The 26,374-nt window shown below is 66.7% G+C and carries 17 protein-coding genes; 7 read left to right on the top strand and 10 right to left on the bottom strand.

Annotated elements, in window-relative coordinates:
- Positions 1–15 precede the first annotated feature (15 nt).
- From betA to ACMGRF_RS07375, 3 genes are all read left to right on the top strand, one after another.
- The gene (gene betA, locus ACMGRF_RS07385) at positions 16–1,698 is read left to right on the top strand and encodes a choline dehydrogenase (protein WP_021202070.1); all 1,683 of its coding nucleotides are present in this window, start codon (positions 16–18) and stop codon (positions 1,696–1,698) included.
- A 222-nt stretch (positions 1,699–1,920) separates the two neighbouring features.
- Entirely contained in the window at positions 1,921–3,597 is a 1,677-nt protein-coding gene (locus ACMGRF_RS07380) for a long-chain fatty acid--CoA ligase (RefSeq protein ID WP_049413950.1), read from the top strand.
- A gap of 161 nt (positions 3,598–3,758) precedes the next feature.
- Complete coding sequence (locus tag ACMGRF_RS07375; RefSeq protein WP_014647007.1) at positions 3,759–4,631, top strand: crotonase/enoyl-CoA hydratase family protein; 873 nt, start codon at positions 3,759–3,761, stop codon at positions 4,629–4,631.
- 70 nt (positions 4,632–4,701) lie between these two features.
- On the opposite strand, the gene ACMGRF_RS07370 is transcribed toward ACMGRF_RS07375, so the two are convergent.
- From ACMGRF_RS07370 to ACMGRF_RS07335, 8 genes are all read right to left on the bottom strand, one after another.
- Positions 4,702–6,876, bottom strand: coding sequence for a response regulator (locus ACMGRF_RS07370; protein WP_111096384.1), 2,175 nt, complete (start codon positions 6,874–6,876; stop codon positions 4,702–4,704).
- Positions 6,873–8,018, bottom strand: coding sequence for a two-component system response regulator (locus tag ACMGRF_RS07365; protein ID WP_049435901.1), 1,146 nt, complete (start codon positions 8,016–8,018; stop codon positions 6,873–6,875). The genes ACMGRF_RS07370 and ACMGRF_RS07365 overlap by 4 nt, the downstream gene beginning before the upstream one ends.
- A 204-nt stretch (positions 8,019–8,222) precedes the next feature.
- Positions 8,223–9,734, bottom strand: a complete 1,512-nt coding sequence (gene lysS, locus ACMGRF_RS07360; RefSeq protein ID WP_099487662.1) for a lysine--tRNA ligase — start codon at positions 9,732–9,734, stop codon at positions 8,223–8,225.
- Positions 9,735–9,894: 160 nt separating this feature from the next.
- A complete protein-coding gene (locus ACMGRF_RS07355) occupies positions 9,895–11,535 on the bottom strand; it encodes an acetolactate synthase large subunit (protein ID WP_099487660.1) in 1,641 nt (546 codons plus the stop codon).
- 62 nt (positions 11,536–11,597) lie between these two features.
- Positions 11,598–12,983, bottom strand: a complete 1,386-nt coding sequence (locus ACMGRF_RS07350) for an NAD-dependent succinate-semialdehyde dehydrogenase (RefSeq protein ID WP_049413959.1) — start codon at positions 12,981–12,983, stop codon at positions 11,598–11,600.
- A gap of 629 nt (positions 12,984–13,612) precedes the next feature.
- Entirely contained in the window at positions 13,613–14,395 is a 783-nt protein-coding gene (locus tag ACMGRF_RS07345) for a helix-turn-helix transcriptional regulator (RefSeq protein WP_008267447.1), read from the bottom strand.
- A 152-nt stretch (positions 14,396–14,547) separates the two neighbouring features.
- Positions 14,548–15,673, bottom strand: a protein-coding gene (gene prfB, locus ACMGRF_RS07340; protein ID WP_099479803.1) for a peptide chain release factor 2 whose coding sequence is annotated in 2 segments (ribosomal slippage) — positions 14,548–15,597 and positions 15,599–15,673 — 1,125 coding nt in all. Because the reading frame shifts where the segments join, the coding sequence is not laid out codon by codon here.
- A 69-nt stretch (positions 15,674–15,742) separates the two neighbouring features.
- A complete protein-coding gene (locus tag ACMGRF_RS07335) occupies positions 15,743–16,603 on the bottom strand; it encodes a LytTR family DNA-binding domain-containing protein (protein WP_099487483.1) in 861 nt (286 codons plus the stop codon).
- A gap of 175 nt (positions 16,604–16,778) precedes the next feature.
- On the opposite strand from ACMGRF_RS07335, the gene ACMGRF_RS07330 reads away from it, so the two are divergent.
- Positions 16,779–18,011 carry an acyltransferase family protein gene (locus tag ACMGRF_RS07330; protein WP_414485773.1) on the top strand — a complete coding sequence of 411 codons (1,233 nt, stop codon included), beginning with the start codon at positions 16,779–16,781 and terminating at the stop codon, positions 18,009–18,011.
- 69 nt (positions 18,012–18,080) lie between these two features.
- Here ACMGRF_RS07330 and ACMGRF_RS07325 read toward each other — a convergent pair whose 3' ends face one another.
- Entirely contained in the window at positions 18,081–20,996 is a 2,916-nt protein-coding gene (locus ACMGRF_RS07325) for a VIT domain-containing protein (RefSeq protein ID WP_414485772.1), read from the bottom strand.
- Between the two features lie 132 nt (positions 20,997–21,128).
- Here ACMGRF_RS07325 and ACMGRF_RS07320 point away from each other — a divergent pair, with 132 nt between their 5' ends.
- Both ACMGRF_RS07320 and ACMGRF_RS07315 read left to right on the top strand, forming a co-directional pair.
- Positions 21,129–22,181 carry a DUF1176 domain-containing protein gene (locus ACMGRF_RS07320; RefSeq protein ID WP_111191307.1) on the top strand — a complete coding sequence of 351 codons (1,053 nt, stop codon included), beginning with the start codon at positions 21,129–21,131 and terminating at the stop codon, positions 22,179–22,181.
- A 75-nt stretch (positions 22,182–22,256) separates the two neighbouring features.
- Positions 22,257–23,300, top strand: coding sequence for a DUF1176 domain-containing protein (locus ACMGRF_RS07315; RefSeq protein WP_414485771.1), 1,044 nt, complete (start codon positions 22,257–22,259; stop codon positions 23,298–23,300).
- 66 nt (positions 23,301–23,366) lie between these two features.
- Here ACMGRF_RS07315 and recJ read toward each other — a convergent pair whose 3' ends face one another.
- Positions 23,367–25,124 (bottom strand): single-stranded-DNA-specific exonuclease RecJ, encoded by a 1,758-nt coding sequence (recJ, locus tag ACMGRF_RS07310; RefSeq protein ID WP_414485770.1) that lies wholly within the window; start codon positions 25,122–25,124, stop codon positions 23,367–23,369.
- Between the two features lie 158 nt (positions 25,125–25,282).
- Here recJ and ACMGRF_RS07305 point away from each other — a divergent pair, with 158 nt between their 5' ends.
- Complete coding sequence (locus ACMGRF_RS07305; protein ID WP_414485769.1) at positions 25,283–26,341, top strand: DUF1176 domain-containing protein; 1,059 nt, start codon at positions 25,283–25,285, stop codon at positions 26,339–26,341.
- Positions 26,342–26,374 lie beyond the last annotated feature (33 nt).

The following is a 26,374-nucleotide window of genomic DNA, read 5'->3' as shown; positions in this document are numbered from 1 at the left end:
CTGCAGGAGACACCCATGAGCACCCATAACGAGTACGACTACATCATCATCGGCGCAGGCTCGGCCGGCAACGTGCTGGCCACCCGCCTCACTGAAGATGCCGATGTCAGCGTGCTGCTGCTGGAAGCCGGTGGCCCGGACTACCGGTTCGACTTCCGTACCCAGATGCCGGCCGCACTGGCCTTCCCGCTGCAGGGGAAGCGCTACAACTGGGCGTACAAGACCGATCCGGAGCCCTTCATGAACAACCGCCGCATGGACTGCGGACGCGGCAAGGGCCTGGGCGGCTCGTCGCTGATCAACGGCATGTGCTACATCCGCGGCAACGCGATGGACTATGACAACTGGGCCAGCATGCCGGGCCTGGAGGATTGGACCTATCTGGACTGCCTGCCGTATTTCCGCAAGGCCGAAACCCGCGACATCGGACCCAATGACTACCACGGTGGCGACGGCCCGCTGCGCGTGACCACGCCCAAGGCCGGCAACAACGAACTGTTCGCTGCGATGGTCGAGGCCGGCGTGCAGGCCGGCTACCCGCGCACCGACGATCTCAACGGTTACCAGCAGGAAGGCTTCGGCCCGATGGACCGCACGGTGACCCCGAAGGGCCGTCGCTCCAGCACCGCCCGTGGTTACCTGGACCTGGCCAAGCCGCGCCCGAACCTGACCATCGTCACCCACGCGCTGACCGACCGCATCCTGTTCTCGGGCAAGCGTGCGGTAGGCGTGCAGTGGCTGCACAACGACCAGCCGCAGCGTGCCACCGCCCGCCGCGAGGTGCTGCTGTGCGGCGGCGCCATCGCCTCGCCGCAGATCCTGCAGCGCTCGGGCGTCGGCCCGGCCGACCTGCTGCGCAGTCTGGACATCGACCTGGTGCACCACCTGCCGGGCGTCGGCGCCAACCTGCAGGACCACCTTGAGATGTACCTGCAGTACGAGTGCAAGAAGCCGGTCTCGCTGGCTCCGGCGCTGAAGCTGTACAACCAGCCGGCGATCGGTGCCGAGTGGCTGTTCCTGGGCACCGGCATCGGCGCCAGCAACCAGTTCGAGGCCGGTGGCTTCATCCGCAGCGACGCCGAATTCGACTGGCCGAACCTGCAGTACCACTTCCTGCCGGTGGCGATCAACTACAACGGCTCCAACCCGATCAAGGCGCACAGCTTCCAGATGCACGTCGGTTCGATGCGCTCGCCCAGCCGTGGCCGCATCCACGTGCGCTCGAAGGATCCGCGCGAACATCCGAGCATCCTGTTCAACTACATGTCGCACGAGCAGGACTGGCGCGAATTCCGCGCGGCGATCCGCATCACCCGCGAAATCTTCGCGCAGCCGGCGCTGGCCCCGTACAGCGGCCGCGAGATCTCGCCGGGCAGTGCACTGCAGACCGACGCGCAGATCGATGCATTCGTGCGCGAGCATGCCGAGACCGCCTATCACCCGTCCTGCTCGAACAAGATGGGCCATGCCGACGACCCGATGGCGGTGGTCGATGGCCAGGGTCGCGTTCACGGGCTGGAAGGCCTGCGCATCGTCGATGCCTCGATCATGCCGCAGGTGGTGACCGGCAACCTCAACGCGCCGACCATCATGATGGCCGAGAAGCTGGCCGATGTGATCCGTGGCCGCACCCCGCTGGCCCGCAGCACCGCGCCGTACTACAAGGCCAACGGCGCACCGGTGCGCAAGCAGGGTTGACGCAGGCAGCCCGCTTGGGGCCACGGTAGTGCCGGCCGCTGGCCGGCATCCGCCGGATCGCCTGTCCAGCGCAGATGCCGGCCAGCGGCCGGCACGACCCAGCAAAGAGGCCCTTCGGGGCCTCTTCGCGTTTTCCCTACGGCGGGGTATGCTGCAATGACCGGCCGTTGTCGATACGCTCAGGGTCGGAACCTAATACATCACGATTCCTGGAGGGGGAATATGAGTCTGGATCGTCCCTGGCTGCAGAGCTATCCGAAAGGCGTTCCCGCCGAAATCGACGTCAACGAGTTCCATTCGGTAGCTTCGGTCTTCGACGCTTCCGTCGCGAAGTTCCGCGACCGTCCCGCCTACTCCAGCTTCGGCAAGGTCCTCACCTATGGCGAGACCGACGCGCTGGTCAATCAGTTCGCGGCCTACCTGCTGGGAGAGCTCAAGCTCAAGAAGGGTGACCGCGTCGCCCTGATGATGCCCAACTGCCTGCAGTACCCGGTGGCCACCTTCGGCGTGCTGCGCGCCGGCCTGACCGTGGTCAACGTCAACCCGCTTTACACCCCGCGCGAGCTCAAGCACCAGCTGGTCGATGCCGGCGTGACCGCACTGGTGGTGGTCGACAACTTCGGTGACACCGTCGAGCAGGTCATCGCCGATACGCCGGTCAAGCACGTGGTCACCACCGGCCTGGGCGACCTGCTTGGCGCCAAGGGCGTGATCGTCAACTTCGTGCTGAAGTACATCAAGAAGATGGTGCCCAACTACCATCTCAAGGGCGCGGTGCGCTTCCGCCAGGCGCTCAAGATCGGCAGCCGCCACAGCCTGCCCAAGGTCGAGATCGACCACGACGACATTGCGTTCCTGCAGTACACCGGCGGCACCACCGGCGTGGCCAAGGGCGCGATGCTGACCAACCGCAACCTGATCGCCAACATGCAGCAGGCCTCGGCCTGGATCAGTGCGTCGGGCATCGAGATGGGCAAGGAGTGGATCATCACCGCCCTGCCGCTGTACCACATCTTCGCACTGACCGCGAACGGGCTGGTCTTCATGAAGTTCGGTGGCTGCAACCACCTGATCACCAACCCGCGGGACATGAAGGGCTTCGTCAAGGAGCTCAAGTCGGTGCGTTTCACCGCCATCACCGGCGTCAACACGCTGTTCAATGGCCTGCTCAACACCCCCGGCTTCGACACGGTCGACTTTTCCTCGCTGAAGGTCACCCTGGGCGGCGGCATGGCGGTGCAGCGTGCCGTGGCCGAGCGCTGGAAGAAGGTCACCGGGGTGACCCTGGTCGAGGCCTATGGCCTGACCGAGACCTCACCGGCGGCCTGCATCAATCCGCTCACCCTGACCGAATACAACGGCTCGATCGGCTTGCCGATCCCGTCCACCGATGCCTGCATCAAGGACGACAACAGCGCCATCCTGCCGCTGGGCGAGGTCGGCGAGCTCTGCATCAAGGGCCCGCAGGTGATGAAGGGCTACTGGCAGCGCCCGGAGGAAACCGCTAAGGCGATCGATGCCGACGGCTGGCTGCATACCGGCGACATGGCGAAGATGGACGAACACGGCTTCTTCTACATCGTCGACCGCAAGAAGGACATGATCCTGGTGTCCGGCTTCAACGTGTACCCGAATGAAGTCGAGGACGTGATCGCGATGATGCCGGGCGTGCTGGAAGTGGCCGCGGTCGGTGTCCCGGACGACAAGTCCGGCGAGGTGGTGAAGGTGGTCATCGTGAAGAAGGACCCGAACCTGACCGCCGAAATGGTCAAGGAGCATGCCCGGGCCAACCTGACCGGCTACAAGCACCCCAAAATCGTTGAATTCCGAAAGGAGCTGCCGAAGACCAATGTCGGCAAGATCCTCCGTCGCGAACTCCGCGATACGCCCGCCCAGTAAGGGTTTTCGGCAATTTGAACGGCACCGGGCCCGGGGCGGAAACGTCCCGGGCCCTTTCGCATGCGACGCCCCTGGGGCGGTGTAGCATCGCCGCGTGTGTGGACCGTTCGGCCCGCCGGCCACCCACCTGACACTGCGGGCCGCATGCCGAGGACCCTTCCATGAGTACCATCGAAAAGCTGCCTTCAAGCGGCTCACCGTTCGCCACCATCCGTACCGAAGACAGCGCCGACGGCGCTGCCCACTGGCTGTTCATGCACGCCGATGCCGCCACCGGGATCCGTCCCTGCTGCCGCAAGGACATGCTCGACGAAATGTGGAGCTACATGGCGGCCATCACCCGCAGCCCTGCCGAACGCCACAACGGAACCTTGCGGCATTTCGTGCTGGCCTCCGATGCCGTCGCCTACAACCTGGGCGGCGACCTGGACCTGTTCACCCGCCTGATCCGCGAAGGCAACCGCGACCTCCTGCTGAACTACGCCCAGCGCTGCGTGGAGGGCGTGCACCACCTGCATACCGGGTTCGGCGGTGATGTCCGTTCGATCGCGCTGATCCAAGGCGACGCCCTCGGCGGTGGCCTGGAAATGGCCCTGGCCTGCCACACCATCGTCGCCGAGGAAGGCAGCGGACTGGGCCTGCCGGAGGTGCTGTTCGGCCTGTTCCCGGGCATGGGCGCCTATTCCTTCCTGTGCCGCCGGGTGTCGCCGCATCTGGCCGAGAAGATCATCCTCGACGGCCGGGTCTACAGCGCCGAGGAAATGCATGCGATGGGCGTGGTCGACGTACTGGTGAAGAAGGGCGAAGGCCGGGCCGCGGTGGAAGAACTGATCCGCCAGCAGCAGCGCACGCCGCAGTCCTATCTGGCGATGAACGCCGCACGCGCCATCGCCCAGCCGGTCAGCTACGACGAACTGCTGGAGATCACCAAGGTATGGGTCGATTCCGCCCTCGCACTCGGCGACCGCTCGCTGCGCACCATGGATCGCCTGATCAAGGCCCAGACCCGTCGCGCCAGCCTCGACGCAGCCTGATTCATCCCTCCCCCAGGATGGGTTCAAGCCCGGTTGGCCACCGGGCTTTTTTTATGGACCATGCCGTGGTTCAGCGCGCCTCGCCATCGTCGGCAGCGCCGCGCAGCCGGCGTTCGGCCCGTGCCTCCAGTGCACGCCGGCCTTCCTTGATCGCCTCCTGCAGGATGCCCAGGCGCGTGCGCCATTCGGTCTTCAGCTGCCAGTCGGCCATCCGCATCAGCTCGCCGGCACGGTTGGACGCGCGCATCAGGCCGAGGTTGCTGGCCACGCCCTTGATCGCGTGGGATTGTTCGCGGAACACATCCCACTGCGTGGCCTCGCCGGCCTGCTCTGCCTTGCCCATGCAGCCCGCCACGTCCTCCAGGCATTGGCGGATGAACTCACGTTCGAAGCCCTCGCCCATGCCCAGCGAGGCCAGCTCGTCCAGCACGCTGCTGTCGAGCACCCCATCCTGCAGCGCCATCGGTCGCACCACCGGTGCGGCCATGGTCTTCAGCTGGGCGTTGCTGGCGATCTCGGCCAGCGTATCGAGCAGGCGCACCGCCACCACGGGCTTGGCCAGGAACGCATGCGCCCCAGCCTGGGTACAGCGCTGGATCGCCTCGGGCGTGACATCGGCGCTGAGCACCAGCACCGGCGTGCGCGGTCCGCCGCCGGCCTGCATCACCCGCAACTCCTTCAGCATGTCCAGCCCGCTCATGCCCGGCATGTGCAGGTCGACAATGACCGCGTCGAACTCACTGTCGGCCAGCGCATCCAGCACCGCCTCACCGCCATCCACGCACAGCACGCGATGCCCGGCCTTCTGCAGCAGGCGCTGCAGGACCATGCGGTTGGCCTCGTGGTCGTCGGCCACCAGGATCTGCATGCTGCGCACGCGGGCGCGATGGCGCAGGAACGGGTCGGCAAATGCGATCACGTTGCCGCCCGGCCCCACGTCGTCGTCGCCGGTCAGGCTCGGCACCGCTCCCGGCACCTGCGGCTGCGGCGGCGCGAACGGCAGCTCGACCCAGAAGTGGCTGCCGCGAGGCGGGTTTTCCAGATAGCCGATATCGCCGTCCATTGCTTCGACCAGGCCCTTGGCGATGGTTGTGCCCAGCCCGGTGCCCTCGTGGCGACGCGCCATGCTGACGTCAGCCTGCTCGAAGGCATCGAACAGCCGCGCACGCATGGCCGGGGCCACGCCGATGCCGGTGTCGAGGATGTCGAAGCGCAGCCGCACCGCGCCACTGGTATCGGCCTGCACCACGCTGACACGGATTTCGACCCGGCCGTGATCGGTGAACTTGACCGCGTTGCCGGCCAGGTTCAGCAGGATCTGCCGCAGGTGCCCGACGTCTCCGCGCACGCGTGGCGGCACGCCATCGGCGACCTTCACCCGGTAATCCAGGCGCTTGGCCTTGGCCTGCGGCAACAGGATCAGCCCGATCGCCTGGATCACGTCGGCCACGGCGAAGTCTTCGGCCACCACGCGCAGCTTGCCGGCCTCGATGGCCGAGATGTCCAGAACTTCCTCCACCAGCGCCAGCAGGCTGCGCGACGACGCCTGGATGGTGTTGAGGCACTCGCGCTGCTCATCGTCCAGGCGCGTGGTCGCCAGCACTTCGGTCATGCCGTTGAGGCCGTTCAACGGCGTGCGGAACTCGTGGCTCATGTTGGCCAGGAAACGGCTCTTGGCCTCGCTGGCACGGCGCGCCTCGGCCATCGCTTCGGTCAGCTGCCGCAGCAGTGTCGAGAAGTACAGCGGCACCGCCGCCAGGCCGAGCCAGAGGCCGATGGCCAGACGGAAATTCTGTTGCCAGTAAGGCGTCAGCAGCACCGTGCAACCGAAGCTCACCATCGCCATCGCCACCGCCACGTACAGGTAGTGGTTGCCGAAGCGCATGCCGTTGCCGACCGTCACCCACATCACCACGATGTAGACCCAGGCCAGGGGCTCGCCCATCTGCACCATGCCGGCAGCGATCAGGCCATAGTCGGCGAGCATGCCCAGCACGCGGCGGGGATCGGAACGCGCCGGCCGCCACAGCAGCCAGCCGAACAGCAGCAGCGACAGGCTCAGGCCGGTCAATACGATCGCCAGCACGCCCACGTACTGCGTGTGCGGCAGGTCGTGGCGCGGCGCCGGCAACAGCACATAGGCCAGGATCAGGCTGATCAGGACAATACGGACGATCTGCTGGCCGTGTTCGCTGTCCTGGCGCTGGGACAGGCGCAGCCGCAGCCGCGACAACAGCCGTTTCACGCGCCCAGCCCCGGGCGCGCGGACGCCATCGAATGCTCGGCGCAGATCTGGTCCAGCTGTTCGCGGCCGCGCAGCAGCGCGTCCACGCATCGGGGATCGAACAGCCGGCCACGCTGGGCGTAGAGATAAGCCAGGGTGGCTTCCATGGTCCATGCTTCCTTGTACGGACGGGGCGAAATCAGGGCGTCGAAGACATCGGCGACAGCCACGATGCGCGCTTCCAGCGGAATCGCATCGCCGACCAGCCCATCGGGATAGCCGCTGCCGTCGTAGCGCTCATGATGACGCAGTGCGATCAACGCGCCAACCTGGATGAAACGATTCTGGCTGCCGCTCAGCAGTTCATGGCCAATCCGCGGGTGCCGGCGCATGATCGCCAGCTCCTCCTCGTTGAGCTTGCCCTGCTTGAGCAGCACCGCATCGGGAATGGCAATCTTGCCCATGTCATGCAGCGGCGCAGCCATTTCGATCAGGCGCACCTCCTCCTCGGGCAGCCCGAGCTGTTCGGCAATCAGGCCGGCCACACGTGCCATGCGCTCCAGGTAGGCGCTGGTGCCGGCATCACGGAACTCGATCGCGCGCGCCAGCCGCGACAGCGTTTCGCGCTCCCGCTCTTCGACCTCATGCATGCTGGCCAGCAGGCGCTGCTCCAGCGACAGCGCCCGTTGCTTCACGTTCTCGGTCTGCTGGCGCAGCTGCAGCAGGTTGTAGCAGCGCGCACGCAGTTCGCGCGGGCGGATCGGCTTGACCAGGAAGTCGATGACCCCTGCTTCCAGTGCCGCCTGCCGGATCGGCTCGTCACCGACCACGGTGATCAGGATCACCGGAATGTCGCGGTGCTTGGGCAGCCGACGGAAACGACGAGCGAATTCCAGCCCGTCCATCTCCGGCATGCGGTAATCGAGCAGCAGCAGGTCGACCGGATGGGCTTCGCACCAGGCCAATGCGGTCAGCGGATCGCCGAAGTCATACACGCTCAGTTCCGGCGCGATGTCTTCGATGACGTGACGCAGCATCGTCCGGGCGGAAGTCTGGTCATCAACGATGACGATATTCAACGCGTACTCTGCCTGGTTTTTCGACCACGCTGGATCATCAGCAGGCGAGGATACTCTGCCGCTGCGAACGCTCGCACCCTGCATCGGCCTGACTCCCGTGTCGTGCATCCCGATTCATGATCGTCATCACAATGTGAAGCGGACTCCCCACACCGTGCCTTCCCCTGACGCCGATCAAGCCATAACAGGCGTCAAGGTAGTGCAATTACGATACGCCGAGTGCGGGACGCGTCAATCGCGCCGTCTCGTTTCGGGACGGCGCGCACAAACGGGAGTCAAAAAGGTGACTTACTGCTCCGGACGCATGTACGGGAACAGCAGCACATCGCGGATCGAGCTGCTGCCGGTCAGCAGCATCACCAGACGATCGACGCCGATGCCCAGGCCGCCGGTCGGGGCCATGCCGTACTCCAGCGCACGGATGTAGTCGGCGTCGTAGTGCATGGCCTCGTCGTCGCCACCTTCCTTCGCGGCCACCTGGGCCTGGAAGCGCTGGGCCTGGTCTTCCGGGTCGTTCAACTCGGAGAAGCCATTGGCCAGCTCCTTGCCGTTGACGAACAGCTCGAAGCGGTCGGTGTAGCCCGGATCATTGTCGTTGGCACGGGCCAGCGGCGAGACTTCCACCGGATGGTCGGTGATGAAGGTCGGCTGGATCAGGGTGTGCTCGACGGTGGCCTCGAAGATCTCAAGCAGCAGCTTGCCCCAGCCGTAGGACGGCTTGACGCGGATGTTCAAGCGCTCGCAATGGCGCAGCAGCGCGTCACGGTCGGTGCAGTCGGCAACCGAGATTTCCGGGTTGTGGTGGCGCACGGCTTCGTCCATGCGCCAGCGGCGGAACGCCGGGCCCAGGTCGATCTTCGCACCGTCCCACTCGACCTCGGTGCTGCCGTTGACCGTCTTGGCCACGTCACGGATCACGCCTTCGGTCAGGTCCATGATCTCGTTGTACGTGGCATAGGCCTCGTACAGCTCCATCATGGTGAATTCCGGATTGTGGCGGGTGCTGACGCCTTCGTTGCGGAAGTTGCGGTTGATCTCGTACACGCGCTCCAGGCCGCCCACGGTCAGTCGCTTGAGGTACAGCTCCGGCGCCACGCGCAGGTACAGGTCCAGGTCCAGCGCGTTGTGGTGGGTGGTGAACGGCTTGGCCGCCGCGCCGCCGGGGATGTAATGCATCATCGGCGTCTCGACTTCCAGGAAGTCGCGGTTGTCCAGCCACGCACGCATGGCGCGGATGATCTTCGAGCGCTTGATGAAGACCGCGCGCGACTCCGGGGTGACGATCAGGTCGACGTAACGCTGGCGGTAACGCTGCTCGACGTCGGCCAGGCCATGCCACTTGTCCGGCAGCGGGCGCAGCGACTTGGTCAGCAGGCGGATCGACTCGGCCTTGACCGACAGCTCGCCGGTCTTGGTGCGGGTCAGGCCGCCTTCGACGGCGATGATGTCGCCCACGTCCCAGCCCTTGAACGCGGTGTAGGCATCGCCCAGCACGGCCCCCTGCAGGAACAGCTGGATGCGGCCGGACTCGTCCTGGATCTGCGCGAAGCTCGCCTTGCCCATGATGCGCTTGGCCATCAGGCGGCCGGCCATCTTCACCTGGCGGCCGTTGCCTTCCAGCGCCTCGGCGGTCCACTGTCCGGCATCGGCGAATTCTTCCTGCAGGCGGCCGGCGAAGTCCTCACGACGGAAATCGTTCGGGTACGCGATGCCCTGCCCACGCAGCGCTTTGAGTTTCTCACGGCGCTCGGCGATCAACTTGTTCTCGTCGACGGGGGGGGTATCGGTAGCTTCGCTCATGGATCTGCGGGAATCGTATAGTGAGGGGGGATGCAGCGCCCGGCACAGCCGGTTGCCCAGCATACCAAAACCGCCCAGCCCCAGCCGGGAGAGGGGTCAGATCCCTCTGCTGCGCAAAGGGATCTGACCCCGCCCGGGCCCTCACCTGGACTCTGGATGTCTACCCGTTGCCGGGGAACGCCTGCCGCAGCTCGTCCACCAGCACCCGCTGGTTCTCCGAGTAATCGACCGGTACCGACACCAGGTGCACCCCGCCCTCGTTGAAGGCCGCCTGCAGGGTCGGGATGAACTGCTCGATGGCGGTCACCTCGTGGCCCTTGCAGCCGTAGGCCTCCGCGTACTTCACGAAATCCGGGTTGCTGAAGGTCATGCCGTAGTCGGTGAAGCCATCCACCGCCTGCTTCCAGCGGATCATGCCGTAGGCGCCGTCGTTGAGGATCAGCACCACCAGGTTCAGGCCCAGCCGGCGCGCTGTCTCCAGCTCCTGGCTGTTCATCATGAATCCACCGTCGCCACACACCGCCAGCACTCGTCGTTGCGGGTACAGGATCGAGGCCATGATCGCCGACGGCAGGCCCGCGCCCATGGTCGCCAGCGCGTTGTCCAGCAACAGCGTGTTGGCCACCTGGGTGCGGTAGTTGCGCGCAAACCAGATCTTGTACATGCCGTTGTCCAGCGCCACGATGCCGTCCGGCGGCATCACCTGGCGCACGTCGTGCACCAGCCGCTGCGGGGTGAACCGGGCCTCTTCGGCACGGTCGGCCAGGTGCTCGAGGATGGTCGCGCGCAGCGGCAGCAGCGCAGCGGCATTCGGCACCGCGCCTTCGATGCGGTCGGCCAGTTGGGTCAGCGAACGGCCGATGTCGCCGATCACCTCCACCTGCGGGAAGTACACCTGTTCCACCGCCGCCTGCGAGTAGCCGATATGGATCACGGTCGGCCCACCCGGGCGCATCACGAACGGCGGCTTCTCGGTGACCTCGTGGCCGATGGTCACGATCACGTCGGCCTGGTCGATCGCCATGTGCACGTAATCACGCTCGGTGAGCGCTGCGGTACCCATGTACAGGCCCGAGCCCCCGGCGACCGCGCCCTTGCCCATCTGCGTGGTGAAGAACGGAATGCCGGCGCGCAGCACGAACGCCGACAGCGCCTCGCTGGACTGCGGCCGCGACGCCGCCGAAGCGATCATCAGCAGCGGACGCCGGGCGTTGCGGATGGTCTCTGCCGCCCGATCCAGCGCTTCCGGGCTGGCGATGGGACGATCCACCGCGTGCGGCGGAACCAGCGCCACGCCTTCGACCTCATCGGCGGCGATGTCTTCGGGGAGTTCCAGCAGCACTGGGCCCGGGCGCTCTTCCTGGGCGACACGGAACGCCTCGCGGACGATGGTCGGGATGGTGCGTGCCGAGACGATCTGCCGCGCCTGCTTGGTCAGCGGCTTCATCGTGCCGACGATGTCGACGATCTGGAAGCGCGCCTGCTTGCTGGCGACGATGCCCTTCTGGCCAGTGATCATGATCACCGGCCACGCACCGAGCAGCGCATAGGCGGCGCCGGTGGTGAAGTTGAGCGCGCCCGGACCGAGCGTGGCCAGGCACACGCCCGGCTTGCCGGTCAGGCGGCCATAGGTGGCCGCCATGAACACCGCTGCCTGTTCGTGGCGGGTGATGACCAGCTCGATGCTGGAATGGCGGAGCGACTCGACCACGTCGAGGTTTTCTTCGCCGGGAATACCGAAAATGCGCTCGACGCCTTCGTTCTCAAGTGCGGCGACGAGCAGATCTGAACCCTTGGACATCGGATGCCGTCCTTTGTGCTGGACTGATGGTGGATCGTTGCAGGAGGAATGAGAGCCGCGCGTCAATGCTTGTCGAACCACACTGTCTGCGCGTTGACGAATTCACGGATGCCGAAGTGCGAGAGCTCGCGGCCGAAGCCGCTCTTCTTCACGCCGCCGATCGGCACGCGCGGGTCTGAAGCGGAGAAGCCGTTGACGAACACGCCGCCGGTCTGCAGCCGGCGTGCCAGCTGCATCGCTCGGGCGCGGTCGCCGGTCCAGAGGTTGCCGCTGAGGCCGAATTCGCTCTGGTTGGCCAGTTCCACCGCATGGTCGGCATCGCGGGCGCGGCTGATCGAGGCCACCGGCCCGAACGTTTCCGTATCAAAGGCCTGCATGCCCGGCTCCACGTCCGCCAGCACCGTGGGCGCATAGAACGCGCCCGGGCGATCGAGCTGATGGCCACCGACAAGCAGCTGCGCGCCTGCGTCGACCGAGGCGCGCACCTGCGCGTCCAACTGTTCCAGCAGGTCCTGGCGTGCCATCGGCCCGATGCGGTTGGCCGGGTCGCGGCCATCGCCGATGGTCAGTGCCTGCACCTTCTGGCAGAACTGCGCCACGAAACGATCGTAGACCGCGTCTTCGACGATGATGCGCTTTCCGGCGATGCAGACCTGCCCGGTGTTCTGGAAGCGCGAGGCCACCGCCGCATCAACGGCGGCGTCCAGATCGGCGTCGGCCAGCACGATGAACGGATCCGAGCCACCCAGCTCCAGCACCACCTTCTTCAGCGCCTGCCCGGCCTGGGCCGCGATGCTGCGGCCTGCGGCCACGCTGCCGGTCAGGGTCACTGCGGCGATGCGGTCATCGGCGATCGCGCGGCTGGTGCCCTCGCGGCTGATGTTGGCGGCGATGAAGGTGCCTTCCGGCAGCCCGGCATCGCGCCAGGCCGCGTCGAGCAGCTGCGCGGTACCGACGATGTTCTCGGCCGGCTTCAGCAGGAAGCCGTTGCCGCCCATCAGGATCGGCACCGCCGCACGCATCACCTGCCAGTACGGGAAGTTCCACGGCATGATGCCCAGCACCACGCCCAGCGGCAGGTAGGACACGTAAGCCTTGTCGTCGGGCACCTGGGTCGGTTCGTCGCGCAGGAACTGCGCGCCGTGGTCCGCGTACCAGTCGCACAGCACGGCACATTTCTCGATTTCGGCCAGCGCTTCAGCCTGGACCTTGCCCATTTCGGCAGTGGCCAGCGCGGCCAGCTTCTCGCGGTCACGCCGCAGTACGGCGGCCATCGCTCGCAGTACGTCTGCGCGCTGTTCGAGGCTCTTGACGCTCCAGGCCGCAAAGCCGACCTGGCCGCGGTCGAGGATCGTTTCCAGCTCGGCATCGGTGGCGAAGGGATGGCTGGCGATCTGCTGGCCGGTGGCCGGATCGCGGGAAATGGCGGTGGTGGGGGCAGCGGACATGCAGGGCTCCTGTTGTCTCGGCAACGGGCAGCGGCCCGTCTTCTGCACAGGAATGTGGACCCGATTGGCGGAGGCAACAAGGCGTCTGCTTATCCTGTGACTTGCACTTACCTGCCTGAATGGGGCTCTTGGCAGGGCTGCGCCCTGCACCCGCAGAGGCTTCAAGCCAAGCCAAGGCAACGGCAACGGCAGCAGCTGGCATTCCGTGGGTTGGCGGGGTGGGTCCGGTTGAGGGGGACGCTGCAAGTACATCCATGTAAGCTCGGTCGCCGCATCCATGCGGCTCACTGATCTGGCCCCCCGCAACCGGACCCACCCCGCCTTCGACAGAGTTCTGCGATCTGTCGGGAATACTCTTGGGATCTGACCCCGGAATTTCTTTCGATATCTGACAGATGTGTCGACCAAGGTCGACACCTACCAACGGCCGCGCGAAATTTGTCTGAGGCGGGGCGGTGTGGGTTGGCAGGACCGTTGGCGCCATGGATGGCGCCATCGAGCCCCCATGGACGGGTTTACGGCGTGTCCTGCCAACCCACACCGCCCCGCCATCCCACCGAATGCCCGCCTTTGCTGTTGCCGTTGCTTCGGCCTCTGCGGGTGCAGGGCGCAGCCCTGCCGAACACCCCCTACTTCCGCGGCAGGTAGGTCACCAGTGACAGGTCATGCCGGCTCTCCGGCACCAGCGCCACGTACTGCAGGTCCAGCAACCCGCGCGTGGGGTGGTTCAGCTTCTTCGCCCCTTCATCGAACCGGCGCACATCGTGCTCCGGCCACCACTGGCGGAACTCCTCGCTGTGCGCTGCGATGTCCTCCACCAGCGCCAGGAACGGCGCCTTGTCCGGCGCCTGCGCCATCGCCGCACGGAAGCCCGCCAGCAGGCCACGGGTCATTTCTTCCCAGTTGAGGATCAATGTGCGGTATGGCGGGTACAGGAACATCAGCCGCAGCGTGTTGCGCTCATGCGGCGCCAACTGGCTGTAGTCCACGAACAGCTCGGCGATGGCCGGGTTCCAGGCCAGGATATCGAAGCGGGTGTTGCGCACATAGGCCGGGATCGGCTGCATCGCCTCCACCAGCTGGCGCAGGCCGTCGGTCACGCTCTCGTCCGGTGATTCCAGCGGCACGCCGTAGCCGGACAGCGCGAACGCGTAGGCGCGTTCGTCGTCGCTCATGCGCAGCACCTGCGCCAGGCGCTCCAGCACCTCGGGCGAGGCGCGCACTTCACGGCCCTGCTCGATCCAGGTGTACCAGCTGACGCTCACCCCGATCGCCAGCGCGACTTCCTCGCGCTTCAGGCCCGGGGTACGCCGGCGCCCGGCCGGCAGGCCGAGCGTGGCGGGGTCGACACGGGCGCGGCAGGCCTTGAGGAAGCCGCCGAGTTCCTTGCGTTCACTTTCGCTGCGCATCATCGGCCCGTCCTACCCTTTGTAGCGTCGAGCCATGCTCGACGCGTCCGCCAGCTCGCGAAAAGCAGCCGAGCGTGGCTCGGCTCTACAAAAAACCAGTTCAGCCACCCTCGGCGTTGCGCGCGAGGGTGATGATCTCCACGCAGGCGCGTCGATCAGGCATCGACGCGCTTGGAGCCCACGGCCAGGCCGGCCTTCAGGCTGGCCTCGACGAACTCGTCCAGGTCGCCGTCCAGCACCTTCTGCGTATCCGAACGCTCGATGCCGGTACGCAGGTCCTTGATACGGCTCTGGTCCAGCACGTAATTGCGGATCTGGCTGCCCCAACCGATGTCGGACTTGGTGGCTTCCACCGCATCCTTCTCGGCGTTGCGCTTCTGGATCTCCAGCTCGTACAGCTTGGCCGCCAGCATCTTCATCGCGTTGTCGCGGTTCTGGTGCTGGCTGCGGCCGGTCTGGCAGGCCACGACGATGTTGGTCGGGATGTGGGTGATACGCACCGCCGACTCGGTCTTGTTGACGTGCTGGCCACCGGCACCGGACGAACGGTACACGTCGGTACGCAGGTCGGCCGGGTTGATGGTGATGTCGATGTTGTCATCGATCTCCGGCGACACGAACACCGAGGTGAAGCTGGTATGGCGGCGGTTGTCCGAGTCGAACGGCGACTTGCGGACCAGGCGGTGCACGCCGGTCTCGGTCTTCAGCCAGCCGTAGGCATAGTCGCCTTCCACGCGCAGCGTGGCGGACTTGATGCCGGCGACGTCGCCACCGGAGACTTCCATCAGCTCGGTCTTCCAGCCGCGCGACTCGCACCAGCGCAGGTACATGCGCAGCAGGATCTCGGCCCAGTCCTGGGCTTCGGTGCCACCGGCACCGGCCTGGATGTCGACGAACGCGGCCGCATTGTCCATCTCGCCGGAGAACATGCGCTGGAACTCCAGCTTCTCCACGTGCGCCTGGTGCTTGTCCAGATCGGCAACCACGGCCAGTGCGGTCTCCTCGTCCTGCTCGGACTCGGCCAGCTCCAGCAGTTCGGTGGCGTCGTTCAGGCCATCGAGCACCGAGGCGATGCCGCCCACGGTCTTTTCCAGGCTGGAACGCTCGCGGCCCAGGTTCTGGGCGTACTCGGCGTTGTTCCAGACATCGGGGCTTTCCAGTTCCCGCGTTACTTCTTCAAGACGCTCTTTCTTGGCGTCGTAGTCAAAGATACCCCCGAAGCGACAGCACGCGATCAGTCAGATCGGTGATGCGCTGGCGGACAGGATTCAGTTCGATCATGTCGGCGGTTATGCATTCAAAAGATGACTGGTAATGATACCGCAGGCCGGGGATGCCCGGAATGAGGCCTCACCCTGCCCCCAGCGCCTGCCGCAGCAGCGGCAACTGGCGCCGGCTGCAGGGCACTTTCGCCCCGTCGGCCATGTGCAGCAGGGCCTCGCCACCGTCCAGCGGCTCGATCGAGCGCAGCTGGCCGCGGTGGATCAGCCAGCTGCGGTGCGGGCGCAGGAACTCGCCCGGGTCCAGCCGCTGCTCCAGCGCCGCCATGGTGATCCGCAGCGGATAATCGTGGCCGCGCACCCGCAGGTTCACGTAATTCCCCGCCGCCTGGGCGTACTCCACGTCGGCGGTGGCCACCAGGAATTCCTTGCCCAGCTTGCGCACCAGGAAGTGCTGGGGGCGCTCGACCGGCTCCACCGGCGGCCCGACGTCGGGCTCGGCCAGCAGGCTCGCCTCGCCCTGCCTGCGCCTGCCGAACCAGCTGGCAAAGTGCTCAAGCGCCACGAACATCGCGAACGTGCGCACATCCTTCAGGTACTCGTAGGCAAAACGCTCCAACAAACCGGCATCGTCCTGGTAGCGGTAGCCCAGCCACGCGTAGGCCACATGCCGCAGCAGGATCATCCCCGCCACATGCAGCAACGACCAGCCGACACTGGCCACCAGATACAGCGGCAGCCGCCGCGTCCAGGTGTCGGCGTGCAGCGGCCAGCGCTCGCAGCCCCACCACAGCAGCGGCAGGGTCAACAGGACCAGGCCGAGGCTGCTGAACTCCCAGACCATTGGCTCCCACAGCCCGAGATCGGCGCCGCGGCGACTGGCGTCCATCACTTCCACCAGCGCATTGGTCACTGCCGAGGCCGACAGGACCGCCGCCCAGACCAGCAGGCGGGTTGACGTGCGCCAGCGCGGTGGTCGGCCCTGGGTCATTGCTGCATCCATGTCGTTGCGGTGCTCCAGCCTGCCTCAAGGGACCAAGGGTAGCGGCTCCATTGGTCCCACCACCCCCGCCATTGGTCACTGCGCGGGTTCCGGCGGCCCCTCGGCAGTGGCTGCACGGGCCGAGCGGCGTCACCTTGGCTCGACCTTCCGGCACACCACCACCATGACCCGACGCCACGACATCGACGCCCTGCGCGTGTTCGCCTTCGCCCTGCTGATCCTCTACCACACCGCCATGGCCTACGTGGACGACTGGGGCTTTCACCTCAAGAGCGTGCATACCGCCGAATGGCTGCAGTGGCCGATGCTGTTCGTCAACCGCTGGCGGATGTCGCTGCTGTTCCTGATCTCGGGTATCGCCATCGCCCTGATGCGGCCGGAAGGCAGGTTGCTGCGCTTCGCCGCCCTGCGCACCTGGCGGCTGCTGCTGCCGCTGCTGTTCGGCATGTTCGTGATCGTGCCGATCCAGCCCTATTGCGAAGGCGTGGCCAACGGCCACGTGGCGCCCGGCTTCGGCCACTTCCTGCTGCGCTACTGGCAGGTGCGGCCGTGGCCGGAAGGCAGCTTCGCCGGCTGGCAGTACGGCATCACCTGGAACCATCTGTGGTACCTGGCCTATCTTTGGAACTACACGCTGGCCTTGGCCCTGTTGATGCCATTGCTGGGAACGGCGGTGGTTCGCCGCGCGATGGCGCTCTGCGCAGCATCGCCTGTGCTGCTGATCGGCCTTCCGTCCGCCCTGCTGCTGGCCTGGGTGATCTGGCTGGAGCCGATCTACCCGTCCACCAACGCCCTGCTCAGCGACTGGTACCAGCACGCGAAGTACGCAACGGTATTCCTGGCGGGCTACCTGCTGGGTCGTGAGCCGGTGTTCTGGGAGCGCGTGGTCGCCCTGCGCCGCACCACGCTATGGCTGGCACTGGCTGCCGTTGGCTGGTATCTGGGGTTGCGCATCCTCGGCCAGGTGCTGCCCGCCGATTCCCCGCTGCGGCAATGGCCCGAACCGTTCTGGGACCTGCAGGGCCGGGCCAGCCAGTCGCTGTACGTCTGGACCGCGCTGCTGAGCATCCTCGGCTGGGGCAAAGTCTTCCTCGACCGCCCGTTCCACTGGCTGCCGTACTGCACCGAGGCGATCTATCCCTGGTACATGCTGCACCAGAGCCTGATCATCGCCCTGCTGTTCTGGCTCAAGCCACTTCAGTTGGGACCGTGGATGGAACCGGCCCTGCTGCTGGCCGGTACTGTCGGCGGCTGCCTGCTGATCCATGAACTGCTGATCCGTCGTTCGCGCTGGCTGCGGCCGCTGTTCGGCCTGCGTGCGAATCCGCCAGCGTCGCCGGTTGCACACGCTGCTCGGTTGTGGAGCCGAGCCCGCGCTCGGCTGCCTCTGTCATGAGCCGAGCATGGGCTCGGCTCCATACCGAAGCGGTCGAGCAGGCCCGACTCCACATACGTCCGGGATCGATCAACGCACCTCGAACTCGCCCACAAGCACGGTTTCCGCGCGGTCCTTCAGCCGCATCGTCACCATCTGGTCCTTCTGCTTGGCCGTGCCCCAATGGGTGGTCAGGCGCAGCATCAGGGTCGTAGCGCCGGTCACCAGCTGCTGGCGGTTGCCGAAATAGTTTGCCTCCACCTTGTACTTGCCGGGCTTGGCATTGCGCAGCGAGAACTGCTCGGGGCCGTAGCCGCCGGTGAAGTCCTGCGACATCTGCCCGCCCTGGTAGGTCAGCCGGTTGCCGTAGTACGCGCGCTCGCCGTTCGGGTCGGTCACCCACATGTCCATGTCGCTGTTGTCGGCGTCCCACGACAGCACCACGCGCAGGTCCAGCGGCATCGGCTGCAGCAGGCGCGGGTCGATGCCGGTGGTATCCAGCCGGGGCGTGCTGCCGTTCACCAGGTTGGTCAGCTCATCCAGTGCAATCAGGGCGATGCCATCGAAGCGGCTGTCCCACGGCCGCACCACCACCTGGTACAGCGGCGCCAGCGCCTGCTGCGGCTTGCCTGCCGCTGCCAGCGCCAGGCCCAGGTCGCGGAAGCTCTGCGGTTCTTCCTGGCCCATCGCCAGCACCTGCTCGAATACCGGCACCGCCAGTGCGGGCGCGTCGGCCTGCATCAGCCGGTAACCGAGCACGCGCAGCAGGTGGCGGTTGTCCAGATCCATCTCGGCCAGGTTCGACAGCACGCGCAGTGCCAGCTCGCGCTGGCCCTGCTCCAGCAGCAGGTCGGCAACATCGAGGAAGAACGCGCTGCTGTCGGCATGGGCATCGCGCTCGGCCAGATAGCGGCCATAGAGCTGCGACGGCGGCCCCTGGCGCAGGCGCCGGGCGATGGCCGAGTCCGGCTGCCAGGCCGCCAGCTGGATGCCGAGCTGGCCGTCGTTGGCGGCCGCAGCGGCATCGACTGTGCCGCCGGTGACCACAATCGCATCCAGTGCGTTCTCCGACGCGGGCGCCGGACGACGCGCGCGTGCGCTGCTGGCCTGCATGCGCTGTTCTGCCGCTGCGGCCATCGGTGCAGGCGCGGGCGGTGCCGCGGGCGCAGGGGCTGCCAGCATCGCCACGGGGGCGGACTCGGCTGCAGAGTCTGCGGATGCAACCTCCAGCACCATTTCCTTGGCCTGCGGCGGCGCATCCTTCGGCCAGCTACGGCTCCACCACTGCTGGCGCTCCTTCCAGCGGGCGGCCACTTCATCCAGGCGCTGGCGATCGACTGCGGCGCGATCCCTTACCTGCACTGCAAACCTGGCGTCGTACTCGGCGCGCAGCCTGCCGGACGGACGGATCGCATAGCGCAGGTAGTCCTCCAGCGTCTCCAGCACGATCAGCGAGGTATCCGGCCCCACCAGGCCAAACTGCTGGGACAGGCGCTGCATGGCCTCGCGGTTGCCGCGACGGTCGGCGGCCAGCTGCTGCAGGCGCGCCTGCGCCCACAAGCCCGCCAGCAGTTCTCCGTCGTTGCTCTTCTGCGTGGCGGGCAGCGCCTGCCATTCGCCACCACCCACGCGCACCCGCATCGGCACGCCGTCGGCGGCCAGTCGTGCGTGCAGCCACAGCCAGCCCTGGGCCTCACTGCGACGATCGATCACCACGTCCTGAACGCCACGACCCGCATCAACCTGCACGTCCAGCGGCGACGACAGCAGCTCGCGCGCCGCCGAATCGACATCCTCGCCCAGCGCAACGAAGCGGCCGCCACGCGCTTCGCTCCAACCACGCAGTCGCACGGCATCGGTGCGCGCACCGGCGCTGCTGACCGCAAACAAGCGTTGATCCGGCGCCATCGCCGGCAGCTGTTCCGGCCCGTAGGTCAACAGTCCATCGCTGACCAGCAGGTATTCCTTCACGCCCGGCTGCGGCTGCCACTGCGCCAGCGCGCTGGCACCGTCAGGGCGCACCGCCTGCAACGCTGCGCGCAGCTCGTTCCAGTTGCCGGCGCGGATACGGAATCGACGCACCGGCTCGGCGCGATCGCGCAGTACGGTCAAGGCCACGGTGCCGTCACCCAGCGCGGCGAAATAGCGATCCAGCAGGGCGAACTCACGTGTGCGATCGCGCTGCCCCGCCGAACCGGAGCCGTCCCACAGCAGGCCGATCTCGCTGGGCAACGTGCGGGGTGTACTGCTGGCCGCCACCGGCAGCTGTGCCAACAGGTAGTGCCCATCCTGCCAGGGCGCCACCTGCACCTGTGCCTGGCGGGCTGCCGGCAGGTTCCACTGGAGTTGCTTCGGCAGCTGCGCACCCTTGCCCTGCCACTGCAGCTGGCCCGCGCTGATGCGGAATGGCGCAGTACCTGCGGTGGCCGCGTCGGGAGCATGCACCTTCAGTTCAACCGAGGCTGCACCGGCGGCGAACTGCAGCGGCAGCGTCCACTGCCAGCTTTGGCCGGCGAAGGCCAGCGGTTCGCGGATCACCAGCTGCACACGCCGACTGCCACCGGGCGGCAGCGGGTAGACGCGCAGGCGGAACTGGTTGCCGGCGGTCTGTTCCAGCAGGCCCGGATCGACACCCCGGCGGGCGATTTCCTCGAACACCTGGCGGCCGCGGTCCTTGGCCACCGGCACCGCGTCACGCATCTCGCCGTTGATATCCAGCGCGAAGCCGGTGATCTGCTGGCCATCAGCCAGCGGGAACTGCAGCTCACCCTCCAGCACACGACGGTTCGGGTTGTGGAATTCCAAGGTGATCCGGGTCTGGGCAACGCCGGCCTGGACCTCGCCTTCGATGCGGGCGTGTCGCAGTTGGACCGCCTGCTCGGCAGCCGGGGCAATCAGTAACGGGGTAGAGCCAGTCGGCACGGGCGGACGCCGCGCCGACTGCGCCGACGCGGGCATGGCCATCAGGCCAAGCAGGAACAGGGTGCAGCAACGGGCGAAGACCATGACAGGACTCCAGTGGGATCGTAAATGCTTGAACGCATCAGTTCGACGATCGGGGTTGACGTCGTACGACGCTGGCCCTCAATTCCTCCATTGCCCACCATGAGGAACAAGTCCGCCCTGCCAAGGATGCCCATGAGACACGCTCCGCTCGCCTTCCTGCTCGCCCTGTCAGGATCGATAGCCACAGCCGCCCCAGAATCCCACGAAGGGTTGTTCTATCAGCACCTGGACTGGGTTGTCGCCTGCGACAATACCCGTACCTGTCGAGCTGCCGGCCACTCCGGCAGCAGTGACAGCCCTTTGAGTGTCCTGCTCACCCGTAAGGGTGGGCCAGATCAAGTGATCGAGGGCCGCCTGGCACTGCAACCGGACAAGGGCCAGGCCCAGCCCAAGGGCCTTCTGAACCTGCGAATTCAAAAGCAGGACCTGGGCGCTTTGACGCCGGACGCCGTGGCCGGCATGTACTCAATGAGTGCCACCCAGACCCGCGCACTGCTGTCCGCATTGGTTCGTGATGGAGGAATCAAGGTAACCGATACCACCGGCCAGCGCTGGACGCTCTCGGACAAGGGGGCGGCAGCTGTGCTGCTGAAGATTGACGAGTACCAGGGTCGTTTGGGCACTCCGGGTGCGATGCTGCGCACAGGCAGCTCACCTGAAGCCGGAGTGTTGGTCGCGCAACCAGCAACGGTGATCCGTCAGGCATCCACGCTGGACTCTACGCGCGATGACGCGGCACTCACCAGGATTGCGGCCTCTGTGGAACTCAGAGCTGCATTGCTCGCCACCCCCAAAGGACCACATTGCGAAGGATTACTCGAAGCCAATCTGGATCCTTCGATCAGCAACTCACCACTGAAGGTCCGCCGCCTGGACGCAGTGCATCTCTTGGTCAGCGTTCCGTGCTGGCATGCGGCCCACAACGACGGTGTCGGCTACTGGGTCATTCGCGAGCAGCCCCCATTCCAACCGAGCTGGGTAACCAATGACGCCTACCACTATGAGAATGGCCAGATCGTTGCCTACAGAAGGGAGCTTGGTCCAGTCGAATGCACATTCGAGTACACGTGGACCTGGAATGGCGCACGCTTCATTGGAACCTCCGCCGTGAGGGGTGTCATGTGCGGTCCTCACGCGCTCGATGGCGTCTGGAAGCTGCCGACTCTCGTTTCAGAAATACGCTGATTCCGGAACTTTCGCTCCACCAATGACGGATGACCAACCTCAACGCGACTCTCTTCCCCACGTGTAAGGATGCCGATGCGAACCTCCCTGCCCGCCGCCCTGCTGGCCCTGGCCTGCCCAGTGAGCGCCATTGCCGCTGTCCCCGCCAAGAGTCTTTACTTCCAGCATCACGACTGGATGCTGGCCTGCGACAACACCCGTACCTGCCGCGCCGCCGGCTACCAGGACGATGTCGGCGGCAACTTGCCGGCGTCGGTGCTGCTGACTCGCAAGGGCGGACCCGGCCAGCCGGTCAGCGCCGAACTGATGCTGGGCCAGTACAACGAGGTCAAGCTGCCGACACAGCTGTCGCTGCAGATCAACGGCAAGGATCTGGGCGCGCTGTCGTTGACCGCAGACACGGCGACACTGTCTACAGCGCAGACCAAGGCACTCCTGGCCTCGCTGGCGCGCAGCAGCCGCATCGTGGCGGTCGGCAACGATGGCCAGCGCTGGACGCTGTCCGATCGTGGCGCCTCGGCGGTGCTTCTGAAGATGGACGAATTTCAGGGCCGGCTGGAGACTCCCGGCGCGCTGATGCGCAAGGGGTCGCGCGCCGAAGCCTCAGTTCCTCCCGCACTTCCGGTGCCTACGCTGGTTCTGGCGCCATTGGTGGCGGCACGAGCCACCGATGCCGCACTGGAACACTCACCCGCACTGCGCGCGGCGCTGGCCGCGGCCAACCCGGGCGGCGACTGCGTCGCACTGACACCCGAAGGCCTGCCGATGGTGGACGGCCCGCAGGAGCTGCGCGTGTCCCGGCTGGGGAGGACTTCCCTGCTGGTGTCTACGCTCTGCTGGCGTGGCGCCTACAACGAAGGCATCGGCTACTGGGTAGTGAACGATGCACCGCCCTTCAAGGCCACGCTGGTGACCGCATCGGGCGGCGATGACGATGGTCGGGTAATCAGTTCGGCGCACAAAGGCCGCGGCTTGGGCGATTGCTGGTCCACCGCGAGTTGGGGCTGGGACGGGCGCCGCTTTGTGCAGACCGATGAATCCACCTCCGGCCTGTGCCGGCTGGTCGCGGCTGGGGGTGCATGGCACATGCCGACGCTGGTGACCGAGGTGAAGCCCTGAGCTTGGCCAGTTGACTGGATCCACGCGTGGCGCGCCGCCCACGGCCCCCCGCACGCGACGCGGCGCTCAAACCGGCAGGCAGTGCTCGACGATCAGCTGGATGGTGCTGCCGCCGCGATAGTCGTCGCAGGCCAGGCGATAGGCGAGGTGCACGTGGCGGCCAGGCGCATTGCCGTGCCAGCCACCGAAGTGGATCGCGTTGATGGTGCCGGGTACACCCGGCAGGCGCAGTTCCAGCTTGAGGTGGCGTTCCTTCAGCACGCGCCAGTTGGCCACTTCGAAGTGGCCATCGAACAGTGGCTCGGGGAAACCCTGGCCCCACGGCCCGGCCAGGCGCAACGCATCGGCGTGGCGATGGTCCAGCTCGTCCGCGGCCAGTTCGCCGTCGCTGAGCACCTGCTGCTGCAGTGCCGCCGGATCGAGCATCTCCAGCACCACCGCGACGAAGGCGGCCTTGAAGTCATCGACGTGGTCACGCCGAAGGCTGAGCCCGGCCGCCATGGCGTGGCCACCGAAGCGTTCGACCAGGCCCGGATGGCGCGCATCGACCAGCGCCAGGGCGTCACGGATGTGCAGGCCGGGAATGGAGCGCGCCGAGCCTCGCAGGGTGTCGGCGCCGGGTTCGGCCGGAGCGAAGGCGATCACCGGGCGATGCAGGCGATCCTTCATCTTCGACGCGACCAGGCCGACCACGCCCGGATGCCAGTCCGCATCGAACAGGCAGGCCGCCACCGGTCGCTGACCGGCCATGTCGAGCACCACCCGGGTCAACGCCTGCTCGGCGTCATCGGTCATCGACTGCTGCACGGCGCGCCGTTCCGAATTGATCTGCTCCAGCGTCTGCGCGATCTCGCGTGCCTGGCGCGGGTCTTCGGTCAGCAGCAGCGCGATGCCCAGCGCCATGTCTTCCAGCCGGCCCGCGGCATTCAGGCGCGGGCCGAGCGCGAAGCCGATGTCCGTGGCTGTGAGGCGCTCGGCATCACGGCCGCTGGCTTCGATCAGCGCACGCAGGCCGACACAGCCCTGCCCCGCGCGCAGGCGGCGCAGGCCCGCGCTGACCAGTGCGCGGTTGTTCGGATCCAGCGCCACCAGATCGGCGACGGTGCCGACCGCCACCAGGTCCAGCAGCGTGGTCAGGTCCGGCCCCTTCCCATCGGCGAAGACGCCGGCCTCGCGCATCTGCCGGCGCAGCGCCATCAGCACGTAGAAGATCACGCCGACGCCGGCCAGCGACTTGCTGGGGAAGGCATCACCGTCGAGATTGGGATCGACGATGACATCGGCCGGCGGCAGCTGCGGCCCGGGTAGGTGATGGTCGGTGACCAGCACCTGCCAGCCGCGCGCCTTGGCCGCGGTGACACCGGCATGGCAGGCAATACCGTGGTCGACCGTGACCAGCAGGTCCGGCTGCAGCGTGGCCAGCTCTTCCACCAGCGACGGTGACAGGCCATAGCCATGCACCATGCGGTTCGGCACCGCGTGGAAGACGTGTTGCGCGCCGAGCATGCGCAGGCCACGCACGCCGACTGCACAGGCGGTGGCGCCATCGCAATCGAAATCGCCGACCACCAGGATGCGCTTGTCGTTGGCGATGGCCTCGATCAGCAGACCCACCGCATCATCGATGCCGGTCAGCAGCTCAGGCGCGTGCAGATTGCCCAGCTTCGGCTGCGCCAACTCCGGTGTACCTGCGCCACGGCTGGCATAGAGCCGCGCCAGCAACGGCAGCGTGCCGTCCGGCCAATTGCCGGGTATTACCGCATCGCGGCGGCGGATCGTCGGCGCATCAGAGGCGGGCTGCGCAGCATCGGCGGCAAGGGACATCGGCATCGCCGGTTACGAAAGACCCGCACATCATAACGTGCACCGCTCCCCCGGTCGGCTGCCGCTGCTGACGAGGCACCTTGGCTCTCCGGCCAGCAGCATTTGGATTTCACGACCGCATCTTCCATGCTTGCCTGCCCTGGAACGGACTTCCATCCATGACCCGCACGCTGCTGACCGCGCTGATGGCACTCACCGTGGCCCCGGCCGCCCACTCCGCCACGCCTGAGCCCAGGCCCGGGGTCGAATTCGAACACAACGACTGGTCGCTGGCCTGTGACAACACCCGCACCTGTCGCGCCGCCGGCTACAGTCCGGAACAACCCGGCAACCTGCTCAGCCTGATGCTGGAACGCACGGGCGGCCCGGGTACGAAGGTGCTCGCGCGGCTGCGCAATGGCGAGGATGGCGAAAGCGCGACGCCGGCCGGGGCGCTGCGCCTGCGCCTGAACGGCAAGGACCTGGGCCCGGTGCGCGACACCGGCGACGGGGACAGAGTGTTGTTGCAGCAGGCACAAACCGATGCACTGGTCGCCGCACTGCCGCGCCAGGCACGCATCGAGATCATCGACGGCAAGGGCAAGGCGTGGCCGATCTCCGACCGCGGTGCAGCGGCCGTACTGCTGAAGATGGACGAGGCCCAGGGCCGGCTGGGCACGCCCGGTGCGCTGGTGCGGCGTGGCGACAAGCCCGAAGCGAGCGTGCCTGCGGCATTGCCGGTGCCGGTGATCATGCGCGGCACGCTGGTGGCACCGCGCGCCTCGGACGCGGCGCTGGCGAAGGCACCGGGCCTGCGCAAGGCGCTGATTGCCAGCCTGCCGAAGCCGGATGAGTGCGGTCGCCTGAGCGATGGCGAGGAAGATGAGATCGAGATCCAGCGGCTGGACGCCCAGCATGTGCTGGCAAGCACCCGCTGCTTCGTGGGTGCCTACAACTTCAGCAGCGGCTACTGGGTAGTGCAGGACAAGGCGCCGTACGAAGCACGCTTCGTCACGTCCGATGCGGAAGACTTCGATCGCGACGACGCTACGTTGAGCGGTCGTTTTCGCGGGCGCGGCGTCGGCGACTGCTTCTCCGGCCACGATTGGGTCTGGGATGGAACGCGTTTCGTGAAGGCCAGAGCGTTCACTACCGGGCAGTGCCGCGGCGTGGCGGGGGCATTGGCAGCTGCCGACGGTGGTCAGCGAGGTTCGTTGACGCGCCGCTACCTGCGGTAGGGCCGGCCGCTGGCCGGCGACCCCGGCATACCC

The organism is Stenotrophomonas sp. EMP41, assembly GCF_047495535.1.
Taxonomy (GTDB): domain Bacteria; phylum Pseudomonadota; class Gammaproteobacteria; order Xanthomonadales; family Xanthomonadaceae; genus Stenotrophomonas; species Stenotrophomonas sepilia.
Note: the sequence above shows the minus strand (reverse complement) of the source record. Positions and strands in the feature narration are given on the sequence as shown.

Coding starts and splice junctions, on each gene's coding strand:
- ACMGRF_RS07355 (WP_099487660.1), bottom strand. CDS start 11,535: ATGTCCAAGGGTTCAGATCTGCTCGTCGCCGCACTTGAGAACGAAGGC.
- ACMGRF_RS07345 (WP_008267447.1), bottom strand. CDS start 14,395: ATGATGCGCAGCGAAAGTGAACGCAAGGAACTCGGCGGCTTCCTCAAG.
- betA (WP_021202070.1), top strand. CDS start 16: ATGAGCACCCATAACGAGTACGACTACATCATCATCGGCGCAGGCTCG.
- ACMGRF_RS07375 (WP_014647007.1), top strand. CDS start 3,759: ATGAGTACCATCGAAAAGCTGCCTTCAAGCGGCTCACCGTTCGCCACC.
- ACMGRF_RS07335 (WP_099487483.1), bottom strand. CDS start 16,603: ATGACCCAGGGCCGACCACCGCGCTGGCGCACGTCAACCCGCCTGCTG.
- ACMGRF_RS07350 (WP_049413959.1), bottom strand. CDS start 12,983: ATGTCCGCTGCCCCCACCACCGCCATTTCCCGCGATCCGGCCACCGGC.
- recJ (WP_414485770.1), bottom strand. CDS start 25,124: ATGTCCCTTGCCGCCGATGCTGCGCAGCCCGCCTCTGATGCGCCGACG.
- ACMGRF_RS07330 (WP_414485773.1), top strand. CDS start 16,779: ATGACCCGACGCCACGACATCGACGCCCTGCGCGTGTTCGCCTTCGCC.
- ACMGRF_RS07315 (WP_414485771.1), top strand. CDS start 22,257: ATGCGAACCTCCCTGCCCGCCGCCCTGCTGGCCCTGGCCTGCCCAGTG.
- ACMGRF_RS07320 (WP_111191307.1), top strand. CDS start 21,129: ATGAGACACGCTCCGCTCGCCTTCCTGCTCGCCCTGTCAGGATCGATA.
- ACMGRF_RS07325 (WP_414485772.1), bottom strand. CDS start 20,996: ATGGTCTTCGCCCGTTGCTGCACCCTGTTCCTGCTTGGCCTGATGGCC.
- ACMGRF_RS07305 (WP_414485769.1), top strand. CDS start 25,283: ATGACCCGCACGCTGCTGACCGCGCTGATGGCACTCACCGTGGCCCCG.
- lysS (WP_099487662.1), bottom strand. CDS start 9,734: ATGAGCGAAGCTACCGATACCCCCCCCGTCGACGAGAACAAGTTGATC.
- ACMGRF_RS07365 (WP_049435901.1), bottom strand. CDS start 8,018: ATGCAGGGTGCGAGCGTTCGCAGCGGCAGAGTATCCTCGCCTGCTGAT.
- ACMGRF_RS07380 (WP_049413950.1), top strand. CDS start 1,921: ATGAGTCTGGATCGTCCCTGGCTGCAGAGCTATCCGAAAGGCGTTCCC.